Origin of the sequence: Shewanella bicestrii, from assembly GCF_002216875.1 — a bacterium.
Classification (GTDB): Bacteria; Pseudomonadota; Gammaproteobacteria; order Enterobacterales; family Shewanellaceae; genus Shewanella; species Shewanella seohaensis.
On sequence record NZ_CP022358.1, the window covers coordinates 257,134 to 274,617 of the forward strand.

Below are 17,484 nucleotides of genomic sequence, written 5' to 3' on the forward strand. Positions count from 1 at the left end.
CAGTTTTGTATGAAAGAGGCAGACAGGAACAATAGCAAATACTAAAATGAACAAAATTTCGTGCATTTGTGTGAACAGCATGTTGTGCGTTGGTCTAGAGTCTTTCTAAATCAACATATTATTAGAGACTGAGGAAAACCCATGATCCCAGAACTTGGACACTTTTCGCTGATTATAGGAGTGGCATTCGCCTTCTTATTAGTCAGCGTTCCCCTTATAGGTGTTGCCCGTAAAGACCAATATCTAGTGAGGTATGCTTGGCCGTTAACCTACGGAATGTTCTTTTTTATCGCTTTATCCGTAGTATCTCTTGGTTACAGCTTCGCCGTTGATGACTTCTCCGTTGCCTATGTGGCACATCACTCGAACTCCCAGTTACCTATCTTCTTTAAGATTGCGGCCGTATGGGGCGGTCATGAAGGGTCACTGCTGTTCTGGGTGTTTGCGCTATCGACCTGGGCGGCTTCGGTTGCCTTATTCAGTAAAGGCTTAGAAGAAGTGTTCACCGCTAGGGTTTTAGCGGTACTGGCGCTGATCGTGATTGGCTTCAGCTTATTTATGCTACTCACCTCTAGCCCATTTGAACGCCTATTCCCAATGCCAGCCGAAGGTCGTGACTTAAACCCAATGCTGCAGGACGTGGGCTTAATCTTCCATCCACCTATGCTGTACTTAGGTTATGTGGGCTTCTCGGTAAGCTTCGCGTTTGCGATTGCCGCTCTCATGAGTGGTCACCTTGACTCTGCTTGGGCACGTTGGTCACGTCCTTGGACCTTAGCCGCTTGGATTTTCCTCACAGGCGGTATTGCATTAGGTTCTTGGTGGGCATACTACGAATTGGGCTGGGGCGGCTGGTGGTTCTGGGATCCCGTAGAAAACGCTTCCTTTATGCCTTGGTTAGTCGGTACAGCATTAGTGCATTCACTGATCGTGACCGAAAAACGTGGTGCGTTCCGTAACTGGACCGTATTACTGTCTATCTTCGCGTTCTCTTTAAGCTTACTCGGCACCTTTATCGTGCGTTCTGGTGTATTGACTTCAGTACACTCGTTTGCAGCCGATCCAAGCCGCGGTATGTTCATTCTGTTACTACTGGGTCTAGCGATTGGTGGTTCACTCACGCTGTTCGCCTTCCGCGCCAGTGAAATGAGCAGCCCTGCACGTTTCGAGCTGAAATCAAAAGAAACCATGCTGTTAGTCTGTAACGTGTTACTCACGGTTGCAGCGGGTACTGTGTTGTTAGGAACTCTATATCCACTGCTGATCGATGCCTTAGGCATGGGTAAGATTTCTGTTGGACCTCCATACTTCAACGCTGTGTTTGTGCCTATCGTCCTTGTACTGTTTGGCTTTATGGGTGTCGGTCCAATCATCCGTTGGAAGAAATCCAAAGCCGGTGAGCTCAAGCGTCAATTACTGGTGCCAGCATTAGTCTCTGCAGCGATTGGTATCGTGACACCATTTATTGTTGATGGTGCGTTTAATGCTTGGGTTGCCTGTGGTATCGCTGCCGCGTCTTGGATTGTGTTAGCGACGGCAAGAGCCGCTTATAACATCGTTAAGCCAAAAGACGGCGAAGTGAGCGTGGCACGTATGGGCCGCAGCGAGCTAGGGATGATCTTAGCCCACTTAGGTATTGCCGTGTCGGTGATCGGTGCCACTATGGTATCGAACTACTCGGTTGAGAAGAGTGTGCGTATGGGACCTGGCGTGAGCCAAGAGCTTGCGGGTTACACCTTTAAGTATCTCGAGACTAAGAACGTTGTCGGTCCTAACTACACCGCGCAGCAAGGTCAAATTGAGATCTATAAAGGCGATAAACTGCTGACCTTACTCAAGCCCGATCGTCGCCAATACAATGTGCGTACCATGGATATGACCGAAGCCGGTATCGATTGGGGTCTGTTCCGTGACTTATATGTCACCATGGGCGATCCAATCAGCAGCACTGAATTTGCTGTGCGCTTGAACTACAAACCTTTTGTTCGTTGGTTATGGTTTGGAGCAATATTCATGATGGTCGGTGGTTTCTTTGCCGCATCAGATAAACGCTATCGCTCAAAAGTGGCCGCTACGGTTAAGCCACAAGCTGAAAAAGCGAAATTAGCTACCGCGCAATAATTGGGGAATGTATGAAGAAGTTGGTTCTGTTTATCCCATTAGTCATCTTTCTTGGCATGGGGGTATTTTTATACAAAGGATTGTTTTTAAATCCACAGAAACTGGATTCAGCTCTGGAAGGAAAGCCGATCCCGGCTTTCCAACTGGAACGTCTCGAAACACCAAGCGAGATGATTACCAATGAGCAACTGAAAGGTAAAGTGTCACTACTTAACGTATGGGCCACTTGGTGCCCATCTTGTAAGTATGAGCATCCTTTCTTAGTCATGTTGAAACGCCAAAATATTCTGCCTATCTACGGGATTAACTACCGCGATGAGCGTGTTCCCGCACTGGAAGAATTGAAACGTCAAGGCGATCCATACCATATCAACATCTTCGATAAGGATGGACGCTTAGGGTTAGATTTGGGTGTGTATGGCGCGCCAGAAAGCTTTATTGTCGATCATAAAGGTATTATTCGCTTCCGTTACGCGGGTCCAATCGACCAACGCGTGTGGAGCGAAACTCTGTACCCCATGATCCAACAATTACAAGCTGAAGCGGCGAAGGATGGTGCAGCGTGAAAACTCTGACAAAAATCATCGGTGGTTTAGTGTTGTTGCTGAGTATGGCAACAACGGCGATGGCGACACCTGTCGATACCTACGAGTTTAAATCGCCAGAAAACCAAAAACGCGGTCTATCTCTGGCCCATGAGTTACGTTGCCCACAATGTCAAAACCAAAACCTGATCGACTCTAATTCACCCGTTGCCCGAGATCTGCGTCTTGAAGTCTACAAGATGGTCGATGAAGGCAAGGGCGATGATGAGATCATCGAGTTTATGACCAGCCGTTATGGTGAGTTCGTCCTCTACAAACCGAAAATGGAAACCAAAACTTATATTCTTTGGTTAGGTCCAGTAGGTTTGTTGCTGCTCGGTCTTATCATTGGTTTCATCTTTATCCGCAAGCAACGCATCGGTGGCACGACCGAGCCTGAAATCAGCGCCGAAGATCAAAAAGCGCTTGATGCTCTATTAAAGCGTGATAATAAATGAAGTCATTTGCCTTAGCTGCAATCCTAGCGAGTCTGACTGTTGCCTTTGCTGGTGGTGCCCAAGCGTACCCCGGCATGCAGCAGGCAAATAAGCCGATAGAGTCGACAGTCGATCTGATTAACGTTTTACCAAAAACTTATCCTATCGAACCCGTTGCCTTTAGTGACGTCGATGGCAAAGCTATCGATTTCAGCCAATACAAAGGCAAAGTTGTAATGGTAAACATGTGGGCTACTTGGTGTCCTCCCTGTGTCAGAGAGTTACCTGCGATTGAACGATTGGCGACAAAGTTTAAAGCGGAAGAGTTTGCACTATTACCTATCTCTATCGATGCGGATGGCAAACAGCAGGTGCAGCCGTTTCTGACCTCATTAGGAATGGCGAACTTTAACTCCTACTACGATCCTGAACAAAACCTCGGGCAAGTGTTTCCATTAGATACTATTCCCGCGACCTTTATTCTCGATCAAAACGGCCAATTGATCGCGTTTGTGCGATCATTTGTCGACTGGGATGACGCAAAAGCCGTATCACTGATCCAAGGTTTTATCGATAAAGGCGCGAAAAAGCTGAATTAAGCAGCAAATTGCGCGTAAAAAGAACGTCATTGTAGAAAAGATCGCCATGCGATCTTTTTTCTTTTAAAAAGCCCTTGCACAAAAAGTTCTGCTGCCTATAATGCGCATCCACTGACACGGCAGACAGCGAAAGCAAGCGCGGTGACAGTGCGAATCGAATGCAAAATTTGCAGTTGATTCGAAAGCCTCAAGAAGTTTGCAAAAACGCCTTGACGCGACAAGGGAAATGCGTAGAATACGCATCCCTGACCCGCTGAGCGGTAACGCGAAGTGAATGGTCAAATGCTCTTTAACAATCTAAACAAGAAATCTGTGTGGACACTCACAGGTGTTGAGTTAATCGAAATTACTCTGCCGTTTGGCGAGTAATCAAAGAATTAAATCAATGAATGAGTGTTCATAGCAATATGTACAACGACTTATTAAGTTAAGTCGATTCAGAATTCATTGAGTCGAATCTTCGGATTCACAAAACTTTTAATTGAAGAGTTTGATCATGGCTCAGATTGAACGCTGGCGGCAGGCCTAACACATGCAAGTCGAGCGGCAGCACAAGGGAGTTTACTCCTGAGGTGGCGAGCGGCGGACGGGTGAGTAATGCCTAGGGATCTGCCCAGTCGAGGGGGATAACAGTTGGAAACGACTGCTAATACCGCATACGCCCTACGGGGGAAAGAGGGGGACTTTCGGGCCTCTCGCGATTGGATGAACCTAGGTGGGATTAGCTAGTTGGTGAGGTAATGGCTCACCAAGGCGACGATCCCTAGCTGTTCTGAGAGGATGATCAGCCACACTGGGACTGAGACACGGCCCAGACTCCTACGGGAGGCAGCAGTGGGGAATATTGCACAATGGGGGAAACCCTGATGCAGCCATGCCGCGTGTGTGAAGAAGGCCTTCGGGTTGTAAAGCACTTTCAGTAGGGAGGAAAGGTTGTAAGTTAATACCTTGCAGCTGTGACGTTACCTACAGAAGAAGGACCGGCTAACTCCGTGCCAGCAGCCGCGGTAATACGGAGGGTCCAAGCGTTAATCGGAATTACTGGGCGTAAAGCGTGCGCAGGCGGTTTGTTAAGCGAGATGTGAAAGCCCCGGGCTCAACCTGGGAATTGCATTTCGAACTGGCAAACTAGAGTCTTGTAGAGGGGGGTAGAATTCCAGGTGTAGCGGTGAAATGCGTAGAGATCTGGAGGAATACCGGTGGCGAAGGCGGCCCCCTGGACAAAGACTGACGCTCAGGCACGAAAGCGTGGGGAGCAAACAGGATTAGATACCCTGGTAGTCCACGCCGTAAACGATGTCTACTCGGAGTTTGGTGTCTTGAACACTGGGCTCTCAAGCTAACGCATTAAGTAGACCGCCTGGGGAGTACGGCCGCAAGGTTAAAACTCAAATGAATTGACGGGGGCCCGCACAAGCGGTGGAGCATGTGGTTTAATTCGATGCAACGCGAAGAACCTTACCTACTCTTGACATCCAGAGAATTCGCTAGAGATAGCTTAGTGCCTTCGGGAACTCTGAGACAGGTGCTGCATGGCTGTCGTCAGCTCGTGTTGTGAAATGTTGGGTTAAGTCCCGCAACGAGCGCAACCCCTATCCTTATTTGCCAGCGCGTAATGGCGGGAACTCTAGGGAGACTGCCGGTGATAAACCGGAGGAAGGTGGGGACGACGTCAAGTCATCATGGCCCTTACGAGTAGGGCTACACACGTGCTACAATGGCGAGTACAGAGGGTTGCAAAGCCGCGAGGTGGAGCTAATCTCACAAAGCTCGTCGTAGTCCGGATTGGAGTCTGCAACTCGACTCCATGAAGTCGGAATCGCTAGTAATCGTGGATCAGAATGCCACGGTGAATACGTTCCCGGGCCTTGTACACACCGCCCGTCACACCATGGGAGTGGGCTGCAAAAGAAGTGGGTAGCTTAACCTTCGGGAGGGCGCTCACCACTTTGTGGTTCATGACTGGGGTGAAGTCGTAACAAGGTAGCCCTAGGGGAACCTGGGGCTGGATCACCTCCTTACCTATACGACTAACTCGATGTTTGTTGAGTGTTCACACAGATGGCTTGTTGAACTTCTCGAAAGAGGAGGGAGAGCGAAATGCACCGCATGCCGGTAAGCATTGTTCTTTAACAATTTGGAAAGCTGATAGTAATTAATACAATGATGTCTGTCGTTGTGTTAATACGAAAAAAATTGAGTTCTTAAAACACTTTTTAAGTGTCTTGAATATTCAAGTCTAAGGCGAGTCCATCTTCTTGGTCGAAGATGAGACAAGTAAAACCAGCTGGTCGCAACAATTCAAGTGAAACTCATTTGGGTTGTATGGTTAAGCGACTAAGCGTATACGGTGGATGCCTTGGCAGTCAGAGGCGATGAAGGACGTAGTAACTTGCGAAAAGCGTTGGCGAGCTAGTAACAAGCATTTGAGCTAACGATGTCCGAATGGGGGAACCCAGCAGCATAAGCTGTTATCACTACATGAATACATAGTGTAGTGAGGCAAACGAGGGGAACTGAAACATCTAAGTACCCTTAGGAAAAGAAATCAACCGAGATTCCCCTAGTAGCGGCGAGCGAACGGGGATTAGCCCTTAAGTCAGAGGGGTGTTAGTGGAATGGTCTGGAAAGTCCAGCGGCACAGGGTGATAGCCCCGTACACGAAAACTAACCTTTGATGAAAACGAGTAAGGCGGGACACGTGATATCCTGTTTGAATATGGGGGGACCATCCTCCAAGGCTAAATACTCCTGACTGACCGATAGTGAACCAGTACCGTGAGGGAAAGGCGAAAAGAACCCCTGTGAGGGGAGTGAAATAGAACCTGAAACCGTATACGTACAAGCAGTGGGAGCGGTACTTGAGACCGTGACTGCGTACCTTTTGTATAATGGGTCAGCGACTTACGTTTTGTAGCGAGGTTAAGCGAATAGCGGAGCCGTAGGGAAACCGAGTGTTAACTGCGCGTTTAGTTGCAAGGCGTAGACCCGAAACCCGGTGATCTAGCCATGGGCAGGTTGAAGGTTGAGTAACATCAACTGGAGGACCGAACCGACTAATGTTGAAAAATTAGCGGATGACTTGTGGCTGGGGGTGAAAGGCCAATCAAACCGGGAGATATCTGGTTCTCCTCGAAAGCTATTTAGGTAGCGCCTCGGACGAACACCTTTGGGGGTAGAGCACTGTTAAGGCTAGGGGGTCATCCCGACTTACCAACCCTTTGCAAACTCCGAATACCAAAGAGTGCTATCCGGGAGACAGACGGCGGGTGCTAACGTCCGTCGTCAAAAGGGAAACAACCCAGACCGTCAGCTAAGGTCCCAAAGTGTATGTTAAGTGGGAAACGATGTGGGAAGGCTTAGACAGCTAGGATGTTGGCTTAGAAGCAGCCATCATTTAAAGAAAGCGTAATAGCTCACTAGTCGAGTCGGCCTGCGCGGAAGATGTAACGGGGCTAAACATACCACCGAAGCTACGGGTGCAATCCATTAGGGTTGCGCGGTAGAGGAGCGTTCTGTAAGCCGTTGAAGGTGAAGGGGTAACCCACGCTGGAGGTATCAGAAGTGCGAATGCTGACATGAGTAACGATAAAGGGGGTGAAAAACCCCCTCGCCGAAAGACCAAGGGTTCCTGTCCAACGTTAATCGGGGCAGGGTGAGTCGACCCCTAAGGCGAGGCCGAAAGGCGTAGTCGATGGGAAACAGATTAATATTTCTGTACTTCCGCTAACTGCGATGGAGAGACGGAGAAGGCTAGGCTAGCGCGGCGTTGGTAGTCCGCGTTTAAGGTGGTAGGTGGAATGCTTAGGCAAATCCGGGCGTTCTTAACACTGAGAGCTGATGACGAGTCCCCAAGGGGATGAAGTAGTTGATGCCATGCTTCCAGGAAAATCTTCTAAGCTTCAGGTTAGCGGGAATCGTACCCCAAACCGACACAGGTGGTCGGGTAGAGAATACCAAGGCGCTTGAGAGAACTCGGCTGAAGGAACTAGGCAAAATGGTACCGTAACTTCGGGAGAAGGTACGCTGCTGTTGGTGATGGGACTTGCTCCCTAAGCTGACGGCAGTCGCAGATACCAGGTGGCTGCAACTGTTTATCAAAAACACAGCACTGTGCAAAATCGCAAGATGACGTATACGGTGTGACGCCTGCCCGGTGCCGGAAGGTTAATTGATTGGGTTATCGCAAGAGAAGCTCATGATCGAAGCCCCGGTAAACGGCGGCCGTAACTATAACGGTCCTAAGGTAGCGAAATTCCTTGTCGGGTAAGTTCCGACCTGCACGAATGGCGTAATGATGGCCACGCTGTCTCCAGCCGAGACTCAGTGAAGTTGAAATTGCGGTGAAGATGCCGTATACCCGCGGCTAGACGGAAAGACCCCGTGAACCTTTACTATAGCTTGGCACTGAACATTGACCCTACATGTGTAGGATAGGTGGGAGACTTTGAAGCGGGAACGCTAGTTCACGTGGAGTCGTCCTTGAAATACCACCCTTGTAGTGTTGATGTTCTAACTTGGGCCCCTAATCGGGGTTAAGGACAGTGCCTGGTGGGTAGTTTGACTGGGGCGGTCTCCTCCCAAAGAGTAACGGAGGAGCACGAAGGTTGGCTAAGTACGGTCGGACATCGTACGGTTAGTGCAATGGCATAAGCCAGCTTAACTGCGAGACAGACACGTCGAGCAGGTACGAAAGTAGGTCATAGTGATCCGGTGGTTCTGAATGGAAGGGCCATCGCTCAACGGATAAAAGGTACTCCGGGGATAACAGGCTGATACCGCCCAAGAGTTCATATCGACGGCGGTGTTTGGCACCTCGATGTCGGCTCATCACATCCTGGGGCTGAAGTCGGTCCCAAGGGTATGGCTGTTCGCCATTTAAAGTGGTACGCGAGCTGGGTTCAGAACGTCGTGAGACAGTTCGGTCCCTATCTGCCGTGGGCGTTGGATGATTGAGGGGAGTTGCTCCTAGTACGAGAGGACCGGAGTGAACGAACCGCTGGTGTTCGGGTTGTCATGCCAATGGCATTGCCCGGTAGCTATGTTCGGAATCGATAACCGCTGAAAGCATCTAAGCGGGAAGCGAGCCCCAAGATGAGTCATCCCTTGGACTTTAAGTCCACTAAAGAGCCGTTCGAGACTAGGACGTTGATAGGTCAGGTGTGTAAGCGTTGTGAGGCGTTGAGCTAACTGATACTAATGACTCGAGAGGCTTAACCATACAACCCAGATGGGTTTTACTAAGTGATACTTAGACGAATACAAACACTTAAGAAGTGCAACTCAAACAGCTTTCCGAATTAATTTACTGCCTGCATGAGATAAGACAGGTAAGTAAATAGCAAATTTGCTTGGTGACAATAGCATTGTGGTCCCACCTGATCCCATCCCGAACTCAGAAGTGAAACGCAATCGCGCCGATGGTAGTGTGGGGTCTCCCCATGTGAGAGTAGGTCATCGCCAAGCGCCTAACATTCTCGTGAAGAGAGCATGAAGCCAGCTGAATAAGCTGGCTTTTTTGTTTTTCGCGTTTGCCATTTTTAGATTGTGATTTTGAAATCATTCATTCCAATTTTTAGCCTCTTTCACTCGCACACCCCTGATGCGCGCTAAATCCCGACTTGTAACCTTCTTTTCTTCACGTTACTGAGCCATGCCTGCCGATGGCAACTCTTGCTATTACTTCAGAGGTTACTTACCTTATGCAGTAATTTATTGGGGTAGCTAAGGATCTATGATGAAGTTAGAGATGATTTGTACTGGGGAAGAGGTGCTGTCGGGTCAGATTGTTGATACTAACGCGGCCTGGTTTGCCAGCACTATGATGGAGCATGGCATTGAGATCCAACGACGAGTGACTGTGGGGGATCGCCTCGAAGACTTAATTGCGGTTTTCCAAGAGCGTAGCTTGCATGCCGATGTCATCTTAGTGAATGGCGGCTTGGGGCCGACCAGTGATGATATGTCCGCCGAAGCAATGGCTAAGGCTAAGGGAGAGTCTCTGGTTGAGAATCGCGAGTGGCGTCAGCACTTAGAAGATTGGTTTACGCGTAATAACCGTGAGATGCCCGTCAGTAATTTGAAGCAGGCGATGCTGCCTGAGTCTGCGGTAATGGTGGATAACCCCGTCGGTACGGCTTGTGGATTTAGAGTGAAGTTGAATCGAGCCTGGTTATTCTTCACCCCAGGTGTGCCATTTGAACTCAAGCATATGGTGAAGGAACAATTTATTCCTTTTATCCGTGAAGAGTTTGACCTCGATGCTAAGGTGGCGCTGAAGAAGTTGCTCACCATAGGTCATGGCGAGTCTTCCCTTGCCGACAAAATCGAGCCATTGGAGTTGCCTGAGGGGATTACCATTGGTTATCGCTCCTCAATGCCACATATTGAGATTAAGATCTTTGCCCGCGGTGAGAAGGCGATTGCTTTGCTGCCACGGGTGACTGGGCACATCAAAATGGTGCTGGGTACTGCGGTTGTCGCAGAAGATAAAGCGACGCTTGCCGAGGAAATCCATGCGAAGTTACTGAATTCTGGCTTGACCTTGAGTGTTGCCGAGTCTTGCACGGGTGGGATAATTACTAGTCAGTTAGTGGATTTCCCCGGCAGTTCTTCCTATTTACAACACGGTCTGGTGACTTACAGTAACGAGTCTAAGGTGCGAGTATTAGGTGTTAATCCGGCGACGTTAGACGATCACGGCGCAGTGTCTATTCCCACGGTCGAAGAAATGGCTAAGGGCGCGCGTGCTATCTTAGACAGTGATTTTGCCTTAGCAACCAGTGGGATCGCGGGACCAGATGGCGGAACCGAAGAGAAGCCCGTCGGTACCGTAGCAATTGCCTTGGCAACCCGCAGTGGCGTCTACAGCCAAATGATAAAACTGCCGCGACGTTCACGGGATTTAGTGCGTAGCTTAAGTGCGGCAGTGGCCTACGATATGTTAAGACGTGAATTACTCACAGAAGCTGTGATTGTGGATTATCAATCGATAGGGCGTTTCAGCAAGTAGCTCTTTGGATGCTGAAGGGTTTTAGTCAGTCTAGCTGGATTAACAAAAATGCTCCCGAGGGAGCATTTTTTTATGGCGAATGGTTTGCAACACAAGCGGCTATTTAGTGAATTTAAGAACTAATTTGCCTGGGACGACTTGAATGCTCTCGGTCATCTTGGCCATCAGCGCTTGATTACTGTCCTTCGTATCGAGCACATAAACGGGCTGATTCTCGAGGAAATGCCTTAAGTAGCCCATAACCTGTGGCGTCGCACTACTGATGGCTTTCTCGATATCCTTAGGGGTTGATTCTACTTTCACCAATTCAAGCTGGCGCAGGTAGACGCTGTGGGTGGCACTGTCATACCAAGGCTTGGCCTCAAAGGTGGTTGAAAGCTGCGCCTTCAACGGAAAAATAGGATTAGTGATGGACACTTGAGTGGCCGCACTTACGCTCATAGTGTCAGGCTTTTCGCCGAGTCTGACACTGATGTCGTTAATGCGCACTTGTGCGCCTACCAGTTGATTACCTTGTTTCACCTCAAAATGGATCTCTTTGCTGAGATACTGCTCCATTTCATGCTCGCTAATACTGTACTGCGTGACGCAGCCGCCAAGCAGTACAGATAATCCCAAGCAAAGGCTAAGCGTGAGTTTTTTCATTAACCTGTGTTTCTCATGCCCGCAGCGACACCGGCAATCGTCAGCATTAAGGCGAGTTGCACGTGTTCGGAAGCGGGAGCTTCGGTTGTTTCCTTGCGAGTACGAGCTAATAACTCGGTCTGCAGGAAGTTTAATGGATCGATATAGGGATTGCGCAGTTTGACTGATTCGCGATTCCAGGGTGTATGCGCCATTAAGGTATCCGATTTAGTCAGCTCGAGCACCACTTTAATACCGAGATCTAAACGCTGGCGTAAAGTTTCGCCTAAGTGGTGTAGATTGGGCGGTACTAAGCAGGTTTCGTAGTAGCGCGCTAAGTTAGGTTCCGCCTTGGCGTATACCATTTCCAGCATAGAAATCCGCGTACTAAAGAAGGGCCATTCGCGTTCCATATCCTGTAGCAAGCCTATTTCGCCACGTTGGCAGGCAGCCTGTAATGCTTCACCGGCGCCGAGCCATGCTGGCAACATTAAGCGGTTTTGAGACCAAGCGAAAATCCAAGGAATGGCACGTAAGCTCTCGATACCGCCATCGACACGGCGTTTTGCTGGGCGACTGCCTAATGGTAGTTTGCCCAGTTCAACCTCTGGAGTGGCTGCACGGAAATAAGGCACAAAATCAGGCTCTTCACGGACAATACCGCGGTAAGCACTCACTGACTCCTCAGCAATGCGCTCCATACAATTACGCCATTCCTGCTTAGGCTCGGGCGGCGGAAGCAAGGTCGCTTCTAACACCGCTGAGGTGTACAGGGCTAAGCTTTGCACCGCCAATTTAGGCAGGCCGAACTTAAAGCGGATCATCTCACCTTGTTCGGTGACGCGAATACGACCATCAACTGAGCCGGGCGGTTGTGACAGAATCGCTTTGTGAGCTGGGCCGCCGCCGCGACCAATACTGCCACCACGACCATGGAACAGCGTCAGCTTCACGCCAGCCTGTTTACAGACGGCGACTAACTGCTCCTGAGCACGGTATTGCGCCCAAGCGGCCGCCATTACACCCGCGTCTTTGGCCGAGTCTGAATAACCGATCATCACCTCTTGCATACCTTTGGTGTAACCACGGTACCAGTCGATATCGAGCAGCGCGGTAATACACTCGGCGGCGTTATTTAAGTCGCTTAAGGTTTCAAATAGCGGCACAACGCGCATCGGATGAGTGCAGCCGGTTTCTTTGAGCAGTAATAATACGGTTAATACATCTGAAGGCTTGCTCGCCATGGAAATCACATAGGAGCCCAACGCCTTAGCAGGATGTTTTGCAATTAAGCGGCAAGTGTTAAGCACTTCGGCCACATCGGCAGAAGGTTGCCAGTTGCTTGGGATCAGCGGGCGACGGTTACTGAGTTCACGCAGCAAGAAGGCTTGTTTTTCGGTTTCATCCCAATGATTAAAGTCCCCCATACCTAGATAGCGGGTTAACTCTGCAAGAACATCGCAGTGACGGCCTGCGTCTTGGCGGATGTCGAGCCTTAACATATGGATGCCAAAACAAGCGAGACGGCGCAGAATGTCGAGGAGTAAACCGTTAGCAATCAAACGCATGCCGCAGTCACATAGACTCTTATACAGCATCTCTAGCGGCGCTTTCAGATCGCTTTCTTGCCAAATCAGCGTCGATTTATCGACTTCTGGGTTATGGCCTTCGATGCGGGCGTTTAAGTAGTCGATGGTGTCGCGCAGTTTTTGTCTTAATGAACGCAGCACAAAACGATAGGGTTCGCAGCTATTGTTGGTATACGCCATCAGTTCGCTGTTGGCTTCTTCCATCGATAACTCGCCAACCAGCAACACTATATCCTTGAGGAATAAGCGGGCAGCGGCATGGCGATTACGATCTAACACTTCTTGGGTGACTTTAGCGGTCACAAAAGGGTTGCCGTCGCGATCGCCACCCATCCAGCTTGAGAAGCGCACCGGTGCGATATCGATAGGCAATTGCTGGCCAGTACGATCTTGTACTTGATCGTTGAGCTGCCTTAAAAAGTCGGGGACAGCATGCCAGAGGGATTCTTCAATGGTGGATAATCCCCAGCGGGCTTCGTCCACAGGTGTTGGGCGTTCACGGCGAATTTCATTGGTGTGCCAGATTTGGGCGATTAACTGGCGCAGACGCAGATTAATTTGGCGGCGCTCTCTGTCCGATAGTTGATTGTTTTCTTGCTCGGCGAGGCAATCCACAATCGCAGCATATTTTTGGATCAGTGTGCGGCGAGAGATTTCCGTTGGATGCGCGGTGAGGACTAAGTCGATGTCCAGCGTTTTTAAGCAATCCAACATCTTGGTTTGATCGATACGGCCATTAAGCATGCGACCAAGCAACTGTTCGACCGGATCCGGTACGCAAACCAGCTCATCGCAGTTACGGCTAATAGTATGAAATTGTTCGGATAAGTTTGCTAAGTTGAGGAATTGGTTAAAGGCTTTAGCAAAAGGCACTAACTCTTCATCGGGGAGTGCGGTCAGCAGTTCTAGCATTTGCTCCCGTGCCGCTTCGTCGCCACGGCGGGAATCTTTTGCGAGTTTACGAATTTGCTCAACCTTCTCGAGGAAAGAATCGCCGAGGTGGGTGCGCATCGTATCGCCCAAGATCTGCCCTAACATACTCACGTTCGATCTTAACGACGCATACATGTCGGTCACATTGTCTGCCACATTACCTGCCATAGTTACTCCGAATTGAAAAATATAAAAATCCGCAATATACCCAAACAACCTGTAGGTGATGAGAGTCTTCAGGTCGCTTGGGTATATAGCCCGCTAGCACAATACCCACCACTGAGGGCAATGGTCAACAGCAGAACTTATAACTTATACGACTGGCTTATCTTATATGCAACTAATCACGATAATTGTTGAAGAATATTCAATATAAATGCGAGCTAACGCAATATTTTATTATGTTTAGTGGAAGTGAATATGAACTGCATCATTTTCGGCTTTGCGGGTATGTGTATTCGGTGTTAATAAAAAGGACTGATTTTTCCGTCTTTCATCTATAGATAACTGAGTTATTAAGCAGTTAGTGAAGTATTGTGTTATTTGCTAAGCGTGCTTGAACGCAGATAAAAGATAAAATTTAATAAAAATATATATTCACATATATTGCATAAATAGATCTTTGTGGTAGTCTAGCCAGCAGTTGAGATGAGTCACCCCTTGTGACCTGTAGAGTAAATATCATGATGTATAGCGTTAAGCCGTCAGTGAATAAAATAACGACCCATTACGATTTCCTACGACGATAGTCTTGTCATCATAGATATACGCTGGTGCGTGTACGCTATTCATCTATTCTTTAAGTCTCTTTGATTCGGTTTATAAAAATACATATGAAAAACATCGCCATTATCGGTGCCAGTGGTTACACAGGCGCACAACTAACAGCTTTAGTCCATGCGGAGTCTGAATTAGCGATTCAAGGTCTGTATGTCTCTGAAAATAGTTTAGATAAAGGTAGAGCTTTAGCAGATTTGTACCCTGTCTACAGCCACATTGATTTAGCTCTGTCACCACTGACTGAAGAAGCGAAGGCGAAGATCGTCGCCGAGGCGGATGCCGTGGTGTTAGCGACCGAACATTCGGTGAGTTTGCATTTAGCGGCGTGGTTCTATAACCAAGGTTTAGCCGTGTTTGACTTAAGCGGTGCCTATCGTTTCAGCGATGTGGCGCAGTACCCTAAGTGGTACGGTTTTGAGCATGAATATCCCGAAGTGTTGGCCAAGGCTGTCTATGGTCTAGCCGAGTGGAATGCCAAAGAAGTCGCCGCGACTAAAATGATTGCTGTGCCAGGTTGTTACCCAACAGCATCATTAACAGCATTGAAACCATTAAAGAATTTACTGACCTCAGCCTATCCAGTGATCAATGCGGTTAGTGGTGTGACGGGCGCGGGTCGTAAGGCGCAGCTGCATACTAGTTTTTGCGAAGTGAGCCTCACACCCTACGGCGTATTAGGCCACAGACATCAACCCGAGATTGCCACTCAACTGGGGCAAGAGGTGATCTTCACGCCGCACCTAGGCAACTTCAAGCGCGGCATTTTAGCGACCATCACGGTACAGCTAAAACCAGGCACAACCACTGCCGATGTGGCTGCGGCATACAGTGTGTATGACCAAGCTCCGCTGGTGACAGTGAAACAGAACCAGTTCCCGAAAGTGGATGATGTGGTGCTGACTCCGAATTGCCACTTAGGTTGGAAGTTTGATGAGAATAGTGGCTACTTAGTGGTTGCCAGTGCCATCGACAATTTGATGAAGGGCGCGGCGAGCCAAGCCCTGCAATGCATAAAGATTCACTTTAACCTTTAACCGTTCATCCTTATTTAAGAGAGTCGTCAAGATGTCTACCAACAACTCAGTATTAGTTCTTAAAGTCGGCGGCGCCCTGCTGCAGTGTGAAATGGGGATGGCGCGTTTAATGGATACCGCGGCAGCAATGATCGCTAATGGTCAGCAAGTGCTGATGGTGCATGGCGGCGGCTGTTTGGTCGATGAGCAATTAGCCGCAAACGGTATGGAAACCGTCAAGTTAGAAGGCCTGCGGGTGACCCCGCCGGAGCAAATGCCGATTATTGCTGGTGCACTGGCCGGAACATCAAACAAGATCCTCCAAGGCGCAGCGACAAAGGCTGGGATTGTGAGTGTGGGCATGAGCTTAGCCGATGGCAACACAGTATCGGCCAAGATCAAAGATGAGCGTTTAGGGTTAGTAGGCGAGGTTTCTCCTAAGGACGCCACTTACCTCAAGTTTATTCTGTCCCAAGGTTGGATGCCGATTTGTAGCTCGATTGCCATGATGGACGATGGCCAAATGCTGAACGTGAACGCCGACCAAGCGGCGACGGTATTAGCTAAGTTGGTCGGTGGTAAGTTGGTGTTGCTATCGGATGTGTCTGGCGTGCTCGATGGTAAAGGTCAATTAATCCCTTCGCTGACAGGCCAACAGATTGCCGAGTTGGTGAAGCAAGGCGTGATCGAAAAGGGAATGAAAGTAAAAGTAGAAGCTGCGCTCGAAGTGGCGCAGTGGATGGGGCAGGCGGTTCAAGTTGCCTCATGGCGTGATGCAAGCCAGTTAGTCGCATTAGCAAAAGGTGAGGCCGTGGGCACACAAATCCAACCATAAGCGGAGTAGGTTATGAAGCATTTACTATCGATAAAAGAGTTAACCCAGCAACAGTTGCTGGATCTGATTACCTTAGCCAAGACGATTAAAGCGAATCCCGCTGAGTATCGTCATGCGCTGGACGGTAAGAGTGTGGTGATGTTATTTGAAAAGCCATCCCTGCGTACTCGTGTTAGCTTCGATATCGGTATTAACAAGCTCGGCGGCCACTGTTTATACCTAGACCAACAAAATGGTGCCTTAGGTAAGCGGGAATCGGTCGCTGACTTTGCTTCTAACCTGTCCTGTTGGGCCGATGCTATTGTGGCGAGAACTTTCTCCCACAAGACCATCGAACAATTGGCCGAGTTTGGCACTGTGCCTGTGATAAATGCGCTTTCGGATTTATATCATCCCTGCCAAGCGCTGGCCGATTTCTTAACTTTGGCCGAGCATTTTGAAAATATCAGTGATGTTAAGTTAGCGTACGTAGGTGACGGTAATAACGTGACGAATTCATTGATGTATTGCGCGGCCATTCTCGGTGCCACCATGACAGTGATCTGCCCTGCGGGTCACTTTCCTGATGGCTACGTCGTGGCCGAAGTACAAGAACTTGCCAGCCGATATGGCGGCAAGGTTGTACTGACTTCAGATATTGGTGCTATCGAAGGTCACGATGCTATCTATACTGATACTTGGATTTCCATGGGTGATCCAACACCGTTAGCGGAAATTAAGGATAAGTTTGCACCTTATCAGGTCAATAAGGGCTTGATGGCGAAAGCGGGTGCTCACTTCTTTATGCACTGCTTACCCGCTCACCGCGGTGTTGAAGTGACCGATGAAGTGATGGATGGCGAAGGTTCCTTGATCCTGCAACAAGCAGAGAATCGGATGCACGCCCAAAACGCAGTACTGGTAACCCTATTTAGTTAATTTAACCCTGTTTAGCAGCCTACTTTCTCCAAGGTGAGA

10 protein-coding genes and 3 rRNA genes are annotated in these 17,484 nt (G+C 49.0%); 11 read left to right on the forward strand and 2 right to left on the reverse strand.

Annotated elements, in window-relative coordinates; genetic code table 11:
- Positions 1-141: 141 nt before the first annotated feature.
- From CF168_RS01240 to CF168_RS01275, 8 genes are all read left to right on the forward strand, one after another.
- On the forward strand, positions 142-2,121 hold the full coding sequence (locus tag CF168_RS01240) for a heme lyase CcmF/NrfE family subunit (RefSeq protein WP_089066700.1): 1,980 nt from the start codon (positions 142-144) through the stop codon (positions 2,119-2,121).
- A gap of 11 nt (positions 2,122-2,132) precedes the next feature.
- Positions 2,133-2,687 (forward strand): DsbE family thiol:disulfide interchange protein, encoded by a 555-nt coding sequence (locus CF168_RS01245; RefSeq protein WP_089066701.1) that lies wholly within the window; start codon positions 2,133-2,135, stop codon positions 2,685-2,687.
- Positions 2,684-3,163: a heme lyase NrfEFG subunit NrfF gene (gene nrfF / locus CF168_RS01250; RefSeq protein WP_011621044.1), complete on the forward strand. Its 480-nt coding sequence runs from the start codon at positions 2,684-2,686 to the stop codon at positions 3,161-3,163. The genes CF168_RS01245 and nrfF overlap by 4 nt, the downstream gene beginning before the upstream one ends.
- Positions 3,160-3,741, forward strand: a complete 582-nt coding sequence (locus tag CF168_RS01255; RefSeq protein WP_089066702.1) for a TlpA disulfide reductase family protein — start codon at positions 3,160-3,162, stop codon at positions 3,739-3,741. The genes nrfF and CF168_RS01255 overlap by 4 nt, the downstream gene beginning before the upstream one ends.
- Before the next feature lie 478 nt (positions 3,742-4,219).
- Positions 4,220-5,762, forward strand: a 16S ribosomal RNA gene (locus tag CF168_RS01260).
- A gap of 306 nt (positions 5,763-6,068) precedes the next feature.
- Positions 6,069-8,962, forward strand: a 23S ribosomal RNA gene (locus CF168_RS01265).
- A 129-nt stretch (positions 8,963-9,091) separates the two neighbouring features.
- Positions 9,092-9,207: ribosomal RNA gene (rrf, locus tag CF168_RS01270) — 5S ribosomal RNA — on the forward strand.
- The 16S, 23S and 5S rRNA genes sit together here, the layout of an rRNA operon.
- Positions 9,208-9,478: 271 nt before the next feature.
- Entirely contained in the window at positions 9,479-10,753 is a 1,275-nt protein-coding gene (locus CF168_RS01275; protein ID WP_089066703.1) for a CinA family nicotinamide mononucleotide deamidase-related protein, read from the forward strand.
- A gap of 99 nt (positions 10,754-10,852) precedes the next feature.
- On the opposite strand, the gene CF168_RS01280 is transcribed toward CF168_RS01275, so the two are convergent.
- Together CF168_RS01280 and ppc are read right to left on the reverse strand one after the other, a co-directional pair.
- Positions 10,853-11,398 (reverse strand): DUF1439 domain-containing protein, encoded by a 546-nt coding sequence (locus CF168_RS01280; RefSeq protein WP_086904083.1) that lies wholly within the window; start codon positions 11,396-11,398, stop codon positions 10,853-10,855.
- Positions 11,398-14,067 (reverse strand): phosphoenolpyruvate carboxylase, encoded by a 2,670-nt coding sequence (gene ppc / locus CF168_RS01285; protein ID WP_089066704.1) that lies wholly within the window; start codon positions 14,065-14,067, stop codon positions 11,398-11,400. The genes CF168_RS01280 and ppc overlap by 1 nt, the downstream gene beginning before the upstream one ends.
- A 665-nt stretch (positions 14,068-14,732) precedes the next feature.
- On the opposite strand from ppc, the gene argC reads away from it, so the two are divergent.
- The 3 genes from argC to CF168_RS01300 are packed head-to-tail and all read left to right on the forward strand — an operon-like array spanning position 14,733 to position 17,445.
- Complete coding sequence (argC, locus tag CF168_RS01290; protein WP_089066705.1) at positions 14,733-15,713, forward strand: N-acetyl-gamma-glutamyl-phosphate reductase; 981 nt, start codon at positions 14,733-14,735, stop codon at positions 15,711-15,713.
- A 31-nt stretch (positions 15,714-15,744) separates the two neighbouring features.
- Complete coding sequence (argB, locus tag CF168_RS01295) at positions 15,745-16,527, forward strand: acetylglutamate kinase (protein WP_011624812.1); 783 nt, start codon at positions 15,745-15,747, stop codon at positions 16,525-16,527.
- Positions 16,528-16,539: 12 nt separating this feature from the next.
- Entirely contained in the window at positions 16,540-17,445 is a 906-nt protein-coding gene (locus tag CF168_RS01300; RefSeq protein ID WP_011624429.1) for an ornithine carbamoyltransferase, read from the forward strand.
- Positions 17,446-17,484 lie beyond the last annotated feature (39 nt).